The sequence below is a fragment of the Neisseria sicca VK64 genome, assembly GCF_000260655.1.
Taxonomy (GTDB): Bacteria; Pseudomonadota; Gammaproteobacteria; order Burkholderiales; family Neisseriaceae; genus Neisseria; species Neisseria sicca_B.
This window is the reverse complement of sequence record NZ_AJMT01000066.1, coordinates 1-16,383: the sequence shown is the minus strand read 5'-3', so window position 1 is coordinate 16,383 and position 16,383 is coordinate 1. Positions and strand designations below refer to the sequence as shown.

Genomic DNA, 16,383 nt, shown 5'->3' with positions numbered 1-16,383 from the left:
TTAATCCTCCCCGGATACCTGATAATAAGGCATCCGGACCGCCTTTTAGGCGCAAACAGGCACACTTAGCCTGTTAGCTGCTTTCAACAGGTTCAAACAATCGCCTTCAGATGGCTTTGCGCACTCACTTTGAGCAGACCAAAATAGGCTGCCCGGGCGTAGCGGAATTTACGGTGCAGCGTACCGAAGCTTTGTTCGACCACATAACGGGTCTTCGACAAATATCGGTTGCGTTTGGTTTGCGCTTCCGTCAGCGGATGGTTGCGGTGGGCTTTGCGCATAATGCCGTCTAACAACTGATGCTCTTTCAGATGTTGCCGGTTTTCCTTGCTGTCGTAGCCTTTGTCAGCATAAATGGTCGTACCTTCGGCAATACCCTCCAACAAAGGGGACAGATGGTTGCACTCATGGGTATTGGCGGGGGTGATGTGCAGTTTCTCGATATAGCCTTCCTCATCGGTGCGGGTATGTTGTTTGTAACCGAGTCTGTAGAGGCCGTTTTTCTTTGTCCAGCGAGCATCTTTGTCCTTACTCGGTGTGGTTTGGCCGCTGACTTGTCCTTCCTCATCGACTTCTATGGCCTGACGCTGTTTGCTGCCGGCGGTCTGAATAATGGTTTTTGTGTTATATTTTACAATATTTAATTATATGTAACTCAGAACGGAATATCGTCGTCGATGTCTTCGACAGGGGCTGCCGGTGCGGCGGGAGCTTGGCGGCGGGGGGCAGCAGGGGGTTCTTGGTTTTGCGGGGCTGCTTGGTATTGTTGCTGCGGCGCTTGTTGTTGGTAGCCGCCTTGGCTGTAACCGCCGTCGTCGTAAGGTGCGCCGCCGCTGTTGTCGTTGCGGCCGCCGAGCATTTTCATTTCATTGGCGATAATGTCGTATGCGGTGCGTTCGATGCCGTCTTTGCCTTGGTATTTACGGCTTTGGATGCGGCCTTCCAGATAAACTTGGCTGCCTTTTTTCAGGTATTGTCCGGCGATTTCGGCGAGGCGGCGGTACATGGTGATGTTGTGCCACTCGGTGCGTTCTACGCGCTGGCCGTTGCGGTCGTTCCATGTTTCGCTGGTGGCGACGCTGAAATTGCAGACGGCTTCGCCGTTGGGCATATAGCGGACTTCGGGGTCACGACCGAGACGGCCGATAAGGATGACTTTGTTCAATGACATTTTTTAAACTCCTGTGATGATGTTTTCGGCGGCCTCTTGGTCAAATCCTTTTTGCAACGCCTTGATGTAAATGGTTTGTTTGTCTGCGCTGAAGGTAATGCTTTCGACGCCTTCGATTTGGGACAATGCTTGGTAGAGCGAATCGTGTTTTTCCTGCCATGCGCGGCTGACGGGATAGCTGAGGTTTTTGACGGGTTTGGGCGCGGGGGCGAGTATGGCGATGACCAGCCACAACAGCATCAACGCGCTGCAAAAGGTGAAAACGCCTGCAAAGCCGTATTGTTGAAACAGCCATCCGCCGCTTGCGCCGCCCACAAACAGCCCGACGGACTGCATGGTATTGTAAACGCCCATCGCCGTGCCTTTCAAATCGGCCGGCGCAATCTTAGACACCATGGACGGCAGGCTGGCTTCCAATACGTTGAAGCCGATAAAGTAAACAACCAGATAGGCGGTAATCAGCCAAATCGAGTGCATGCCGAACAATAAGCCGATTTGCGCCGCGGCAATGCAGGCGATGCCGAGGATGAAGACTTGTTTGAGCTTGTTGCGGGTTTCGCCGATGATGATGAGGGGGATCATGATCACCAGCCCTGCGATGGTCGAGGGCAGATAGACTTTCCAATGCTGGATTTTTTCCAAACCGAGCTGCGTCATGGCAAAAGGCAGGGCGGTAAACAACGCCATTTGTGCGGCGTGCAGTGCGAAAATGCCGAAATCCAGGTTGAGAAGCTGGCGGTCACGGAGGACTTCGCCCATGCGCGAGGGCTGCGCCTGTGTGTCTTCGTGCAGTTTGGACACTTCGGGGTCGGGAGTCATCCAAGCGACAACGCCTATGCTGATGACGGTCAGGATACCGGTCAGCATAAACAATCCGGGAACGCCGATTATGTCGGCAATCATCGGGGCGACCACCAGGCTGACGGAAAAGGTCAAACCTATGCTCAAACCTATCATCGCCATTGCGCGGGTACGCACGCCGTCCCGGGTCAAGTCGGCAAGCAGCGCGGTCACTGCGGCGCTGACTGCGCCCGCCCCTTGGATGGCGCGCGCGGCAACCAGCATGGGCAATGAGTTGGCGGCAGCAGCGAGAAAACTACCGGCGGCAAAGACAATCAGTCCGACATAAATGGTTTTTTTGCGTCCGAATTTATCGGAGGCGATGCCCAAAGGCAGTTGCAGCAACGCCTGCGTCAGTCCGTAGATACCCATTGCTAGACCGACCAAGGTTTTGTTGTTTTCCGCGCCGGGCAATGAGGCGGCATATAAGGACAAAACGGGGAGAACCAAGAACATCCCCAACATACGCAGTGCGTAAACGCCGGAGAGGGTGGTGCTGGCACGCCATTCGTGCGGGAACATTTGGATGCGGGTGTCTTTTGCCATAAAAGGTTTTTCAGATGACCCGGTAGGATTTTTAGGTCGTCTGAAATTTTAAAATTATCAGATGTGCGGATTATACAGGATTCAAAAGGGTTTGCATTTGCACGGACCGCAGCCGTTTATACCCCGCGGTCAGCCCCATTGCCAGCGGTTGCGCCATGCGCCTAAGACGGCGTTGGGGTATTTGTTGCTGCCCAGGCTGCCGTTGAAGCGCGCCAAAGCGCGGACGATGTTGCCTTTTTCGATATTGTTGTAGTGGCGCAGGATGGTGCAGCCGTAGCGCAGGTTGGTGCGGATGTCGAACAGGTTGTGCGAAGGTTTGCCGATATAGTTTTTCCAAAACGGCATGACCTGCATCAGCCCGCGCGCGCCCACGCCGCTGATGGCGTATTGGCGGAACGCGCTCTCGACTTCGATCAAGCCCAAAATCACTTGGGTATTCAACCCCGCGCGGCTGCTTTCGTATTGGATGTTGACCAGCAGGCGGCGGCGTTCGGCGGCATCGGGAACGTAGCGGGCAAGGCGGGAGGACATCGCCGCCAGCCAGCGTTCGCCTTCGTTTGGATCGGCGAACACGAGGCGCGGCGGATTGACATTGTTGATGGAGCTGCGCATCACTGAAGCGACATCGTCGGCAAGCGTTTCTTCGCGTTGCGCGCCGGCGAGTGCGGCTGCAGGACTGAGCAGCAATGCGCCGCCAGCCAGTAAAAAGCGGCGGCGGGACGGGGATTCGGGCGTGAGGATAAGGTTTTCCGTTTTCATGTGTACTGTCATTCGTTTAGTCGGTTTAAAGGTCGTCTGAAAACCCTATCGTTGTTTTCAGACGACCTTTTGACGTTTGCAAAACGGATATTATAAGAATATCTCCGTGCAGAATCAAAGGTGGCGTGTATCATTGATGAGCGGATTGACTTGAAACAGACAATGCGTGATACATCAATACGGTGCAATATTGCGGCGGTTTAAAGTTGATTTGCGATATTGTCAATCAACGGCGGGACAGAGTAACATTAGAGCTTCGTTTATCCACCGGTATCCCTTCATGACCACTACGCCCACCAACGTCCTGGCATCCGTCGATTTAGGTTCCAACAGCTTCCGCCTCCAAGTTTGCGAAAATAACAACGGACAACTGAAAGTCATCGATTCCTTCAAACAAATGGTGCGTTTTGCCGCCGGTTTGGACGAACATAAAAACCTCGACGAAGCATCCCAAGAGCGTGCCTTGGACTGTTTGGCAAAATTCGGCGAACGGCTGCGCGGGTTCAGGCCCGAACAAGTGCGCGTCGTGGCGACCAATACCTTCCGCGTAGCAAAAAATATCGCCCAATTCCTACCCAAAGCCGAAGCCGCACTGGGCTTCCCCATCGAAATCATCGCAGGCCGTGAAGAAGCCCGCCTCATTTACACCGGCGTCGTCCACACCCTGCCGCCCAACGGCGACAAAATGCTCGTCATCGACATCGGCGGCGGCTCAACCGAATTTGTCATCGGCTCCGACCTCCAGCCGCTCGCCACCGAAAGCCTGCCTTTAGGCTGCGTCACTTACAGCCTGCGTTTCTTCCAAAACAAAATCACCGCCAAAGACTTCCAAGCCGCCATCTCCGCCGCCCGCAACGAAATCCAGCGCATCAGCAAACTCATGAAGCGTACAGGTTGGGATTTCGCCATCGGCACATCCGGTTCCGCCAAATCCATCCGCGACCTCATCGCCGCCGAGCTGCCCCAAGAAGCCGACATCACCTACAAAGGCATGCGCTACCTCGCCGACCGTATTATTGAAGCCGGTTCCGTCAAAAAAGCCAAATTCGAAAGCCTCAAGCCCGAGCGCGTGGAAGTGTTCGCCGGCGGACTGGCCGTCATGATGGCAGCGTTTGAAGAACTTGACCTCACCAAAATGACCGTTACCGAAGCCGCCCTACGCGACGGCGTATTCTACGATCTGATTGGACGCGGTTTGAACGAAGACATGCGCGATCAGACGACCGCTGAGTTCCAAAACCGCTACCACGTCAGCCTCAACCAAGCCAAACGCGTCGCCGAAACCGCGCAAGCCTTTATGGACAGCCTGTGCCACGCCAAAAACGTAACCGTCCAAGACCTTGCCCAATGGCAACAATACCTCGGCTGGGCAGGCAGGCTGCACGAAATCGGACTCGACATCGCCCACACCGGCTACCACAAACACTCCGCCTACATCCTCGAAAACGCCGATATGCCCGGTTTCTCCCGCAAAGAGCAAACCATACTCGCGCAACTGGTCATCGGACACCGCGGCGACATGAAAAAAATGGCGGACATCGTCGGCAGCAGCGAAATGCTTTGGTACGCCGTCCTCTCCCTGCGCCTCGCCGCACTTTTCTGCCGCGCCCGCCTGCCTTTGGATCTGCCGCCGCAAACCCAACTGCGCGCCGACGAAACCGGCAAAGGCTTCATCCTGCGCATCAGCCAAAACTGGCTCGAACAACACCCCCTAATCGCCGCCGCGCTCGACTACGAAAGCGCGCAATGGCAAAAGATCGATATGCCTTTCAACGTGCAGCCTCAATAGGGCTGAAAATAGTAAAAAGGTCGTCTGAAAATTAGATTCAGACGACCTTTTTGTTATTTGCAGGGATGTCGTGATTTGAGATAAGGATTTTGAATCCAATATTTTTTAGTATTTGAAACAGGTCGATAAGGGCTGACCCATCAGATATTTTATCAATGGGTATGGTTTGGGATGAAGCATGGGCTTTCCTCAATAAATCACTCAAACATAATGTTCTAACACATCGATAGTGTTTCCTATTTAAGATTAAGCAAGTAAAAAACGTTTATCGTTTGCTGCTAAAATGTGTCTTATATTTAAGGTGTTGGTATGTCCGCCTCCTCATTTCCATTCATTTGATTGAAATTTCTCCCATGCTCCGTTTCGCTCTATTCGCCGATATACATGGCAAATTCTTACTTCCTTTTAAGCTGGTACATCACTACCAGCAAATTACAGGCAAAAGCATAGATTTGATTCTCCAATGTGGTGATATGGGTGCTTTCCCCAGTAAAGATTGTATGGATAAAGCCACCTTGCGTCATGCTGCAAAAGATCGCAATGAATTGGGATTTATGGACGATTTTGTGCAACCGAATCCTCAAATCGCCCGATTTCTCGATAAACTTAATATCGATATGCTTTGCGTACGTGGCAATCATGAAGATCATGGTTTTTTAGACGAATTAGAACGGCAAAGCGAGCAGGCTGCTTTTACCATTGATGCTTATGAGCGCGTTTGGGTACTCAAAACGGGGGATTCGTTTGTGTTTCAAAAAGGAGGAGAATCGCTGGAAATAATCGGCATCGGCCGTATTGGCGATAGAAAACAACGACCTCATGGCGAATTTATCCAAGAATATGAACGTCAGAATCTGCGCCGTTTGGTTAAAGATTGCCTGAAAAGCAAACATGACCCCGATGTGCTGATTACGCATGATAAGTTTGGTGACAGCCAGCGCGGTTATGGCTCTGTTGAAATTGCAGAAGTGATGGATAAGCTTGCTTTTGCCTACCATTTTTACGGACATACTGGAGAAGCATATCAGCAAAATTTGGCAGACAACGGCATTACACAGTCGGTAAAAATTAAAGAATTGGAATTTGACGGAGAGGGTAAGTTGTCGGAGGGGTGTATGTTGATTTTGGAAGTAGAGCAGCAGAAGGGTGACAAGCATTTTACGCTTTCACCTGTACCATTAAACGAGATTATCCATTTTATGCGGGATACTTGGCGATATTACTGATGTAAAAGGGGCGGATAAGGAAATCCGTCCTTTTATTTTGGTTGATTGTTTTAGATAGTTCGAACCCTTAATGATATTTGATTTGGAACCGCTGTAAGAAATGGTAACGGCAAAGGTAGTAGAGGCATTATCGGCTAATGGGCTACTTAATAGTGCTCGGAATGAATGGCAAACAACTTACTAAATCAATATTTGTTTTCAGGCTGTCTTTTTAATACAATCTGTCCATGCTTTTCAAAGCGATTAGCAGCGGCTCTGCGTGTTTAGCGGCAGGCAGAACTGTGCGGGCGGCGTGCCGATATTCCGCATCCTGCGCTACGAAAGTGGCGGAAAGCAGAAAACCAAAGGCAAAAGCGTGTTTCGTCTAGTGGGAAAGACGGCGGGCAACGGGTCCGCAAACATGGGTTCGAATCCCATAGCACAAAGCTGATGGAAGTGTTTAGCTCACTCGGTAGAGCATCAGAATTTCATTCTGACGGTAGCGGGTTCGATTCCCGCAACACAAGCATTTGAATTAGCTCATTGGGTAGAGCAAAGGACTCATAATCCTTGTGTAACAGGTTCGATTCCTGTATTCAAAACCAAGCCTGTCGGGGCTTTATCCGACACTATCCTGTCACGATAGAAAATGGTTTGTAAAACCGACATTTATTGGTCTCAAAAACCAAAAACGCAGTACCGCAACCTGCTGCTGCCGCTTTCTGAGCGGTGCGGCGTCGGACGGCGTTTCAGGCAGCCTGCACCATTGGGGTCGTCTGAAACCTATCCGCCGCCATACCGCAAAGACAACAGGCAAGACTTGCGGCCCGGCTGACGCAAAGGCGGGCATGTTACCGGTGCATGGCAAAACGGTTTAGGCAAGATGTGAAACCCAAGCCCTGCGCTGCTCTCATGCTCCCCGATGCACACACGGGTCCGCCGCCTCTGGCTGTTGCACAAGCGGCAGCGGCAGGTTGCCCCTATTTCTTCGGGTTGCCGTTTTCAGGCGGCCTGAAACGGGATTTGGGGCAACGGAAATGCCCAAGCCCAATCCATTTTAAATTTTAAAAAGGAAACGTCATGTTCAAAAATTTCGTCGTCAAACCCACCGAACGCCTTATCGTTCTGCTGGATGGCAGCCTGCACACCGTTCTCAATGCGGGGAAACACACTATTTGGCATTGGGGCAAGGAAATTGAAACACACAAACAGGACGCGACCGTACTGCATGTGCAGTGGAACGGCATCGGCAGTTTGTTGAAAATCGCTTCGGAGCGCAAAAAGGCGGAAAAATTCCTGCAAATTGTCCATAACCCTGCCGGACACAATACACTGGTATGGCACGATGAAATGCCCGTATTCACCATGACCGACAATACGGACTATTGGGCGTTTTTTCGTCCTGAAAAGAGCGAATTGAACACGCTCACGCTGGCGCACAACGAATACTGGCTACCTGAAAACGTGCAGGAAACGCTGCTGTTGCGCAACCAAGTGCCATCAAACTGCGAGAAATTTGTCGTGGAGCAACACGAACGCCTGCTTATCCGCATCAACGGGCGTTTGCAGCGCGTGCTGGGCGAAGGGCGGTATCTGCTGCAAAGCAAGGCGAGAGCGAAAAATAACGAAATCGAAATCGAACGGCAACACACTGCCAACGCAATGTATCATCAATGGGAAGACGCGCAGAAATGGGCGAAAGAGCAGCCTGAAAATCCGCAATGGCTGGTGCTGGAAAGCCCTGTGGGGCAAAACACGTTGGCGTGGCATCAGGATTTTGGCGCAAAGGTCGTGGCAAGCGGCGAACACGCAGCGTTTTGGTTGCCTGAAAATGGAGAAATCGAAACGCACACGCAGCCGAAAACCGAATACTGGCTGCCCGAAAATGTGCAGGCTGCTTTGCTGGCACACGCCACGTTGGACAAACCCCTGCAAAAATATACCGTTAAAGCCAACGAACGCCTGCTGATTACCGAGCGCAACCGCCTGATGCGCGTGCTGGGCGAAGGCGATTATGTACTGCTGTTGGGCGAGGAACATAAAGCCCTGTTTGCCGATACAGGCATACCCGTATACGAAAATACGGCGCAACTGGCGCAATGGGCGGCGCAAAATCCCGAACTTGCGGCGGCGCATTGGCAGCGCGTGGAAGCCGGCGAAAACGAATTGCTGCTGTGGTCGCAAAACGGCAAGCTGCAAAACCTGATCCGCCCCAAAGAAGCAGCGTGGTTCTGGCGCGAAGCGGCTCAGCCGTATGAAATCCAACGTATTGATTTATCACAAGATTTGGCAATCGATGCGGATACAGTGAAGCAGTTGCAGAACATCAATTTCGGCGGCCATCCTGTGTTTAAAAATGCAGTGCATACGGTAAACGTACCCGAACACCATCAGGGCTTGGTCTATATCGACAACGTGCAGCAACCGCCTCTGACGCAGGGGCGTTACCACTATTGGCTGGTAAACCAGACGGTCGGCAGCCAAGTGGCAGATTTGCGTTTGCAGACTTGCGAAGTATCGGGGCAGGAGCTGCTGACTGAAGACAAGGTTACCGTACGCGCCAATGTGGTATGCAACTACCGGATTACGGACGCGCCCAAATGGTTTGCCCAGCATCAATCGCCCGAAGAATATCTCTACCGCGAATTGCAGTTCGCCATCCGCGCGCTCATCGGCAGTAAAAGTATGGACACACTGTTGGCGGACAAACAGGGCTTGGATACGGAGCTGACCGCGCTCATTCGCGCCAAAGTGCCGCAGGGCGCGGAAATCGACAGCGCAGGCGTGAAAGACATTATCCTGCCGGGCGAAATTCGCAGCATCTTAACGCGCGTAGTGGAAGCCGAAAAATCCGCCCAAGCCAACAACATCCGCCGCCGCGAAGAAACCGCCGCCACACGCTCGCTACTGAACACCGCGCGCGTGATGGAGGAAAACCCGACTGCCCTGCGTCTGAAAGAATTGGAAACATTGGAAAAAGTTACCGAGAAAATCGACAAGATTTCCGTGTACGGCGGATTGGACGGCGTGTTGAAAGGCTTGATTAATATTCAACAGCCGAAATAGGATTTTTGGCCGCCTGAACACGCCGCACGGCAGAAAAGCAGCCTGTACTTGGAAATTTGGAAGTGCAGGCTGCTTTTTTGGATAAAGTGTATGAGGTCTTTGCAATAATATAAGTTACTAAATTTTTATGCTCAATATCATTTCCAAAATGAAAAACCTTTCTGATTTTTCCTACTTTTTACTCAATATCAGAAAGGTTTTAGTTAATTGAAAATTTTTTGGCGTACTCTTAGGTGCCAAATTTCGTTAATAGACCATTTTTGCAAAGGTCTCTGTAAGTGGCTTTCTCAAATATGAGCTTTTCTGACATTGCAGTAATAGATTGCGAAGTAGGATTTATTGAACATTCAATACAAAATATGTTTCTTTAAATAGCCTGATTCAATCAGTGGGAAAACATCAGACAGCGGGGAAATCAATTTAACATCTGCGTGATGAATCATTACGTGTTCATTTTGGTTTAATTCATTCTTATATCTTCTGTACAAATTTTTATCATTATCGAAAAACCAAACTAAAGCATATATCTTCCCATGAATATTTTTTGATTCATGATATAACTTTCTAAATTTATCTCTATTTCCTTCTTTATTCAATCTTTCAAAGCTATTGCTTTGCTTGGATTTCGACCCTTCTTCTCCAATTAATTTACTTTCCAATGCTTTGGCATGGGCTAATCTTGAAACATCACTATCATTTTTACCTGAACGAAAATTCATATTTCCTCCGGCTATTGCCGTAGTTAAGAAAAATAAACCTAACAGAGCTATGAGCATTTTCTGCCATTTCGTTTTGTCGGTTTTAAAAATGAGGATTCCCATAATAATGCTCCTTTCTGAGAGGTCGTCTGAAAAATCATTTTCAGACGACCTGAACTTTATTGCGGCAAGACAAGATTGTCTAACGTCAGACCCGCATCGCGCAAGCTTTGTACGTATTGCTCAAACACGGTTTGATAATCGTCTGGTATTTGCGGACAGGTATAAGAAAATTCATCTGTTTTACGTTGGTAGTCCCAGTCTTGGCGGAGGTTTTTGATATAAGGGTGGCGTGTATCGTAATGGCAGAAAATATCACGCAGATTGCTCGAAAACAGGTGGCGTATGTTTCCCAGCGGGATGCGGTCGCGGCGGCATTCGGCGGTAAGTATGTCTAATATTTGGGCAATCAGATTGGTGTCGCCTTGAATGTGTCGAACGAGATAACTCAAGTCATACAAATCCTTAAAGCGCGGACGGATGAGCGTTTGATGCAGCTTCCATGCGATTTGCGGGGCGAGCGGTACGGAATAGGGCAGCGTAAATTGGTCCATCGCTGTATTGAATACGGTGTAGTAATCGGGTTCGATAGGCAAATCCAGATTAAACGATACATCAACGCTTAATTCTACAAGCTGACCGTTGATGGTGCAGGTCAAATCGGTATTGGTGGTGGGAAAATCGTCCGACATGGCGTAATCCACATTGCGCCAAAAGGGATTTTGGGAGAATGGTGTGAACGTTACGCCATCATAGGCATAAGCGGTGGTTACGGCTTGCGCCCATTTGTTCAGACTGTTTTCGGCAGAACGGTAGTCTTCTTTATACGGCAACATCACATAATCCAAATCGGCAGGCAGGCGCATTTGCAGATTGGGAAAATATTGGCGCGTGATGTGGCTGCCTTTAAGCATGAAGGGAAAATCCAAGCTGGCGGCGCGGCGGATAAATGCTTCTTGGGCGATAAGCTCCAGCAGCCGGGTTTCGGAAAGGTCGGGATACTGAAGGGCGTAGAGTTCAATGGGATTCATGATGCGTTTTGAGCAAGGTTATATAGTGGATTAACTTTAAATCAGTACGGCGTTGCCTCGCCTTGCCGTACTATCTGTACTGTCTGCAGCTTTGTCGCCTTGTCCTGATTTAAAGTTAATCCACTATAAAACAGGGACATGGCTTGAGCATGCTGTTCGTTGGATATGGGAATTCAGACGACCTGAAGGATTCCTCTCAATGCGTCCATCCTTTATCCAAATCCAAATTTCCATCATACACACAATATTCAAATTGCTGTTTGATAAGGGATACTGAATCGGGCAGATCGTCTAACAACTTTTGTACACGCTCAACAAACTCAGTGTAATCACCCGAATGGCGCACGGTAATAAACCGTTGGTCAGGCGTATGGCGTAAAGTGTTGCGCGACAGATGGGCATGGCAGCGAGAGCAGTAGGCGCGCGCAGGGTAGGCAATTCTTCAGCCTTATGCCGCACCTTGCCGTGCCATTCGAAATAACAGGGTTTTTCGTTTGGATAGCTCGTCTGAAAACAGACAGCGCAGTCGGCAGGAATTTCAATTTTTTCACGCACGATGGTAAAGCCTTGCGCGGCGAACCGATTGGCAAGCATCTGTATATGCTGCCGAACAGCATGATAATCGTCTGACTGTATCACAGCGGAAAACATCGGTTGCTGAGGATGCTCGCCCTCGGGCAGTTCGATTAGCACGGCTTTGCCTCCTAAGTCGGCACAGGTCGTCTGAAAACGGTGAAGGGCGGAGTAAGGTTGCGGCGTGGAAGTAAGGTGGAGTTCGTAATACATGGTTTCAGACGACCTTAATGTTCTAGATTGTTTCGTTTATTTGTTTCGGTAGGCCGGATTGCAGGAAATTGGACATTTCGCGATAAAACGCCATAACAATTTGCATTTTTTGCCGGTCCGGTTCGCTTGTTTGAGGTCGAATGTTTATTTCATCTATCAATTCGCGCAGCGGGCGGCGTTTGGTGGGATTGGCTTCGTCCAATATAAAATACAGAATTCCCCCGTCTTGTATCAACCTGCGGCGGGCATCCATTATATGACTGTTAAAAAATAAATTTTGAATCAGATTGGTGCGTTGTTCATCATTTTGTGGAGGTTTAGCGGTCTCAGGAAGCAACACGGTTTTGTTGCATACGCAGGACTGAGACTGATTGAGCGCAAAAACGGGCAGGTAAAACATCATTAACATTGCCTTCAGAATATCGCAGAAATGCCCTTCAGCCTCGTCATCGCCCTGCTGCAGACAAGCGGGGAGTTGGCAGGTTTGAAGGGTAAAGTCACATTCGCTGCGGCCTGTAGGCAAACCCAGTCCCAGATCCAAATAAAAATGACCGTCCAGTTCGATAAAATGCCATGGCGCATGGTTGGCGCGTACGCGCGGCAGATGCAGATAGGGATTGTGGCAAATCCTTAGGTACAGGCGGATCAGATGGGCAATATTACCGCAATAAGCAGGGTTGAGTTGAAGCACGCGGTTAATGCGGACGCTCTTTTCTTTTGGGCGGAGGAAGCAGGGCGGTTGTTTGGTTTTCATTAGAATGGTTGGATGGTTTTTGTCGTAGCCAGGTGTGTTTAAATTAGTTTGGTGTAAGGGGTGTGCAGAACGCACGCCCACGGTTTTGCTGTTTAGACGACTTCTTCTATGTCAGCCACCTTAATCCTTCTGGTTAAGGAGGTTTCTACGTTACAACAAACCGTATGCAAGCAGAAACATGGGTAGCAAGGAAGAACGTTCCTATAACACAATTTGATATACCTAATTCTGAATTGGATAAGTTAGATATTAAAAAATTCTCATCTGCTGATTTGGAATGGGGAGATTTTGTAACAAAAGGTCGAAAGGGCACTTTAAACCATAACCATGATTCGGTAAGTGGTCCGATGTTGGCAAATCCAAGTGATGCTAAAAGAGGAAAAGCACATAAAGCTATAGGTTTGCATTTTGTTATTTTACAGAAAAAAGCATTCAATTTATTTAATCGGTTTAAAAAAGTTAATCAAACTGGTAAAAATTGCTCTTAATCTGCCATAAGGAAAAAAATGTTTGATAATTTTAAAGATAATATGATATTCACTGATAATGAAACTGGTGATAGAGTTATTTTTCATAGAAAAACTTGGTTGTATATAATATTTGGGATACTAACCCATTATTTAAGATATACCGATGATTATGCGGAAAAGATAATAAATGAATCTTTTTTATGTTCTAAGGAAGAGTTAAATTTTCATTCGGTTGGTATGCTATGTCATGATGAAGAGTATCATTGGGCAATGTTGTTGGTACATGGGGACAATTATTGGAATCATGGTTTTAATATTGAGCTGCCAGATGATTACTATGACTGGATGGATAGTTATATAAAAAATAATAATTTAAAGTTAAATATATGTGATTAATTGGGGCAATTAGTAAGATTGGCTCAAGACCTAACAAAAGAATAAGCAGGCAATATAAAAACGATCTATGGTTGATTAGGAGATATTTATGATTAAAGTTATAGACTTAAGAAGTGAATATAGTACAAATCCAATATTTGTGAATTTCAATAGACAAGCTTATGCTATTCCGACGTTATATGTTAAATCGCTTCCTAAATTTGACTCTAAAAAAATCAATACCTGTTTGATTATTTTGCATCCGCATAACAATTTCCCAGAAAAACCAAATATACAAGGGTTTGCAGATTTCTATCAGTATTTTAATTTTAATAAGTATTTTGCGTCTTCTGATACTGAGAAAAAAATGATGCAATTACAAGCAGTCCATCAAGGAATGTTGGGTATTGCAGTTGAGCAGGGCTGGAATACGGAACCGTTTGAAATAGCATATCAAGCCTGTTTGGACGCTGATCTTGTCTTAAATACTCAAATTAAAAAACGTAAAATGAGTCCGAATAGAAAACAATATTTGTCCATATTTGCGCATTGTGATCTCTATCATTTTAAAATTACTTGGACAGTATCTGATAAAAAAGGAACAATCCTTCAAAGGGGACCTTTATTTTCAGAAGCCCCTTCTTTCTTGGCAATGGGCTATCGATTGAATTTCCATTGGATAGATGACGAACATTTTATTGTCGAGTCCAATTACAAAGGACTGATTTCAGATACTTGGGAAGTTGATATTTTGAATGGGATTGTCCTAGTAACTAGCAAATTGTAGCCTGCATAAACCAATAATTACAACAAAGGCCTAAATGATGATTAAAGAAATTAGCTTACCTCTCGAAGATTACACAAAATATAAAAACATTAGCAAAGGAATGTTTGCTATATCAGAACTATATCTGGTATCTCTACCAAAATTTGATTCAAAAAAAGTTTTTAAATGTAATATTTTTTTGTGTGAGGACCGACAATTTCCAACCAAAGCGAAAATACTAGGTTTTGCTATATCGTACCAATTTTTTGATTTTAAAAAATATCTTTCTTTAAATGAGGAAGATAGAAAGCTCATGGTATTACAAGTTATTCATCAGGGAATGCTAGATATTGCTGCTGATTACAATTGGGATACAAAACCGTTGGAAGAAGCTTACCAAAGTTGCTTGACTTCCGATCTAACTTTTAAAAGACAAATCAAAAAGCGCAAGCTAAGTCCGAACAGAAAACAATATCTGTCTTTATGGGCATATTGCGATCAACACCACTTTAAAATCACTTGGACAGTATCTGATAAAAAGGGGGAAATAGTTAAGCAGGGTACATTGCTGACAGAACAACCATCTTATATCGACATATTGCGTAGCTTGAATTTCCATTGGGTAGACGACGAACATTTTATTGTTGAGTCCAAATACAGAGGATTGATTTCAGATACTTGGGAAGTTGATATTTCGAATAGTGCTGTCCTAGCAACTTGCTGGTTTTAGCCTGTGTGAAACTTCCAATTTTGACGTGGCGTGTGTCTGGATACATGCAACGATTTCTGCTTTTCAGACGACCTCAATCCTTAAAGTGAAATTATGATTAACGAAATTTGTTTATACTGTCAAAACGATGAAAGGACTTCTGAATTTAATCAAGAAACCTTTGCTATTCCGGAGCTTTATCTCGTTTCAATACCTAAGTTTGATTCCAAAAAGGTGATTAAATGTAATATTTTCTTATGGGAGAATGGCCCATTTCCGCCCAAAGAAAAAATATTGGGGAGTGCTGATTCTTATCAGCTTTTTGACTTCAAAAAGTATACATCCCTATCTGAAAAAGATAAGAAAATTATGCAGTTACAAGTAACCCATCAAGGAATGCTCGATATTGCGTCTGATTACAATTGGTCGAGAGAACCATTGGAGACTGCTTACCAAACCTGTTTGATGTCTGATTTAACATTTAAAAAGCAAATAAAAAAGCGGAAACTTAGCCCCAATAGGAAACAATATCTTTCCTTATGGGCGTATTGTAATCTTTACCATTTTAAAATTAGTTGGACAGTATCTGATAAAAAAGGGGAAATAGTTAAGCAGGGTACGTTGCTGACAGAACAACCATCTTATATCGATATATGGTGTAGCTTGAATTTCCGTTGGATAGATGACGAACATTTTATTGTTGAGTCCAATTACAAAGGATTGATTTCAGATACTTGGGAAGTTGATATTTCGAATGGTGCTGTCATAGCAACTTGCTGGTTTTAGCTTGTGTGAAACTTCTAATTTTGACGAGACGTGTGTCGGGATACATGCAGCGGTTCCTGCTTTTCAGATGACCTCAATCCTTTTTTGAGGTCGCTGAAATATTTGTGCTTAAATAATCTTATTTTTTGATGTCAGCCTTGATGGCGAGGTCATCAGTGACATAAAACGCGACAAGAAATCCAAAAGGCGTAAGGCATCATCAACAGCTTGTGCGAATACGACCCAATAGATCATATGAGAAGCTAGAAGATGTCTACAAAAACAAGTAACGTTTAAGATGTAAAGAATTTTCCAATAACTTTAAGAAATCCATGCAAAAAGACGAAATTTATGAAGATGAAGTTTACTTGTGTTTCAAACCTAATTTTATTTGGTCAGATAAAATGAAGTGATTACTAAAAACAGCAAGCATGCAGGCATTCGAGTTGGAAACACTATCTTTCGTAATATCAATTACTCCGGTGTCTCACTAAAAACTTGGATAAATGATTTAGGTATCAGATATTTAGGTTTTTACCCATCAATATTTAAACCTTTCTAATAATAGGAATATTAGAAATGAATTTTTTAGA

At 46.4% G+C, this 16,383-nt stretch carries 16 protein-coding genes, 2 tRNA genes and 2 pseudogenes; 12 read left to right on the top strand and 8 right to left on the bottom strand.

The genetic code is table 11. From position 1 onward, the window contains the following. Positions 1–45: 45 nt before the first annotated feature. From HMPREF1051_RS04065 to HMPREF1051_RS04050, 4 genes and pseudogenes are all read right to left on the bottom strand, one after another. Positions 46–617 (bottom strand): annotated as a pseudogene (locus tag HMPREF1051_RS04065) (IS5 family transposase); the annotation flags it as partial. A gap of 38 nt (positions 618–655) precedes the next feature. Further along, positions 656–1,171, bottom strand: coding sequence for a single-stranded DNA-binding protein (locus tag HMPREF1051_RS04060; protein ID WP_003742079.1), 516 nt, complete (start codon positions 1,169–1,171; stop codon positions 656–658). Between the two features lie 3 nt (positions 1,172–1,174). Beyond that, a complete protein-coding gene (locus HMPREF1051_RS04055; RefSeq protein WP_003764722.1) occupies positions 1,175–2,557 on the bottom strand; it encodes an MFS transporter in 1,383 nt (460 codons plus the stop codon). A gap of 129 nt (positions 2,558–2,686) precedes the next feature. Then, positions 2,687–3,316, bottom strand: a complete 630-nt coding sequence (locus HMPREF1051_RS04050; RefSeq protein ID WP_003756649.1) for a lytic transglycosylase domain-containing protein — start codon at positions 3,314–3,316, stop codon at positions 2,687–2,689. A gap of 280 nt (positions 3,317–3,596) precedes the next feature. On the opposite strand from HMPREF1051_RS04050, the gene ppx reads away from it, so the two are divergent. The 6 genes from ppx to HMPREF1051_RS12555 all read left to right on the top strand — a co-directional run bounded on the left by ppx (position 3,597) and on the right by HMPREF1051_RS12555 (position 9,376). Next, positions 3,597–5,105 (top strand): exopolyphosphatase, encoded by a 1,509-nt coding sequence (gene ppx, locus HMPREF1051_RS04045; protein WP_003764701.1) that lies wholly within the window; start codon positions 3,597–3,599, stop codon positions 5,103–5,105. Positions 5,106–5,458: 353 nt separating this feature from the next. Next, a complete protein-coding gene (locus tag HMPREF1051_RS04040; RefSeq protein WP_003756659.1) occupies positions 5,459–6,331 on the top strand; it encodes a metallophosphoesterase family protein in 873 nt (290 codons plus the stop codon). A gap of 433 nt (positions 6,332–6,764) precedes the next feature. Beyond that, positions 6,765–6,834: transfer RNA gene (locus HMPREF1051_RS04035), tRNA-Glu, on the top strand. Positions 6,835–6,839: 5 nt separating this feature from the next. Next, positions 6,840–6,915, top strand: a tRNA-Met gene (locus HMPREF1051_RS04030). Positions 6,916–6,959: 44 nt separating this feature from the next. Next, entirely contained in the window at positions 6,960–7,145 is a 186-nt protein-coding gene (locus HMPREF1051_RS04025; RefSeq protein ID WP_003764704.1) for a hypothetical protein, read from the top strand. Positions 7,146–7,390: 245 nt separating this feature from the next. After that, positions 7,391–9,376 carry a slipin family protein gene (locus tag HMPREF1051_RS12555; protein WP_003764734.1) on the top strand — a complete coding sequence of 662 codons (1,986 nt, stop codon included), beginning with the start codon at positions 7,391–7,393 and terminating at the stop codon, positions 9,374–9,376. 347 nt (positions 9,377–9,723) lie between these two features. Here HMPREF1051_RS12555 and HMPREF1051_RS04015 read toward each other — a convergent pair whose 3' ends face one another. The 4 genes from HMPREF1051_RS04015 to HMPREF1051_RS04000 form a co-directional block, all read right to left on the bottom strand. Continuing rightward, positions 9,724–10,197, bottom strand: a complete 474-nt coding sequence (locus HMPREF1051_RS04015; protein ID WP_036491735.1) for a hypothetical protein — start codon at positions 10,195–10,197, stop codon at positions 9,724–9,726. Between the two features lie 56 nt (positions 10,198–10,253). Beyond that, positions 10,254–11,165, bottom strand: a complete 912-nt coding sequence (locus HMPREF1051_RS04010; protein WP_003764731.1) for a nucleotidyl transferase AbiEii/AbiGii toxin family protein — start codon at positions 11,163–11,165, stop codon at positions 10,254–10,256. Positions 11,166–11,456: 291 nt separating this feature from the next. Beyond that, positions 11,457–11,951 carry a hypothetical protein gene (locus tag HMPREF1051_RS04005; RefSeq protein WP_003764711.1) on the bottom strand — a complete coding sequence of 165 codons (495 nt, stop codon included), beginning with the start codon at positions 11,949–11,951 and terminating at the stop codon, positions 11,457–11,459. 22 nt (positions 11,952–11,973) lie between these two features. Next, entirely contained in the window at positions 11,974–12,705 is a 732-nt protein-coding gene (locus tag HMPREF1051_RS04000; RefSeq protein WP_036491732.1) for a hypothetical protein, read from the bottom strand. 152 nt (positions 12,706–12,857) lie between these two features. Here HMPREF1051_RS04000 and HMPREF1051_RS03995 point away from each other — a divergent pair. The 6 genes and pseudogenes from HMPREF1051_RS03995 to HMPREF1051_RS15555 form a co-directional block, all read left to right on the top strand. Then, a pseudogene (locus tag HMPREF1051_RS03995) lies at positions 12,858–13,193 on the top strand (DUF3990 domain-containing protein); the annotation flags it as partial. Between the two features lie 18 nt (positions 13,194–13,211). Then, on the top strand, positions 13,212–13,571 hold the full coding sequence (locus tag HMPREF1051_RS03990) for a hypothetical protein (RefSeq protein WP_003764725.1): 360 nt from the start codon (positions 13,212–13,214) through the stop codon (positions 13,569–13,571). 88 nt (positions 13,572–13,659) lie between these two features. Next, positions 13,660–14,337: a hypothetical protein gene (locus HMPREF1051_RS03985; RefSeq protein WP_003764708.1), complete on the top strand. Its 678-nt coding sequence runs from the start codon at positions 13,660–13,662 to the stop codon at positions 14,335–14,337. Between the two features lie 34 nt (positions 14,338–14,371). Continuing rightward, positions 14,372–15,046 carry a hypothetical protein gene (locus tag HMPREF1051_RS03980; RefSeq protein ID WP_003764727.1) on the top strand — a complete coding sequence of 225 codons (675 nt, stop codon included), beginning with the start codon at positions 14,372–14,374 and terminating at the stop codon, positions 15,044–15,046. A 93-nt stretch (positions 15,047–15,139) separates the two neighbouring features. Continuing rightward, entirely contained in the window at positions 15,140–15,811 is a 672-nt protein-coding gene (locus HMPREF1051_RS03975) for a hypothetical protein (protein WP_003764723.1), read from the top strand. Positions 15,812–16,199: 388 nt separating this feature from the next. Next, on the top strand, positions 16,200–16,352 hold the full coding sequence (locus tag HMPREF1051_RS15555; RefSeq protein WP_141765192.1) for a papain fold toxin domain-containing protein: 153 nt from the start codon (positions 16,200–16,202) through the stop codon (positions 16,350–16,352). Positions 16,353–16,383: the final 31 nt, after the last annotated feature.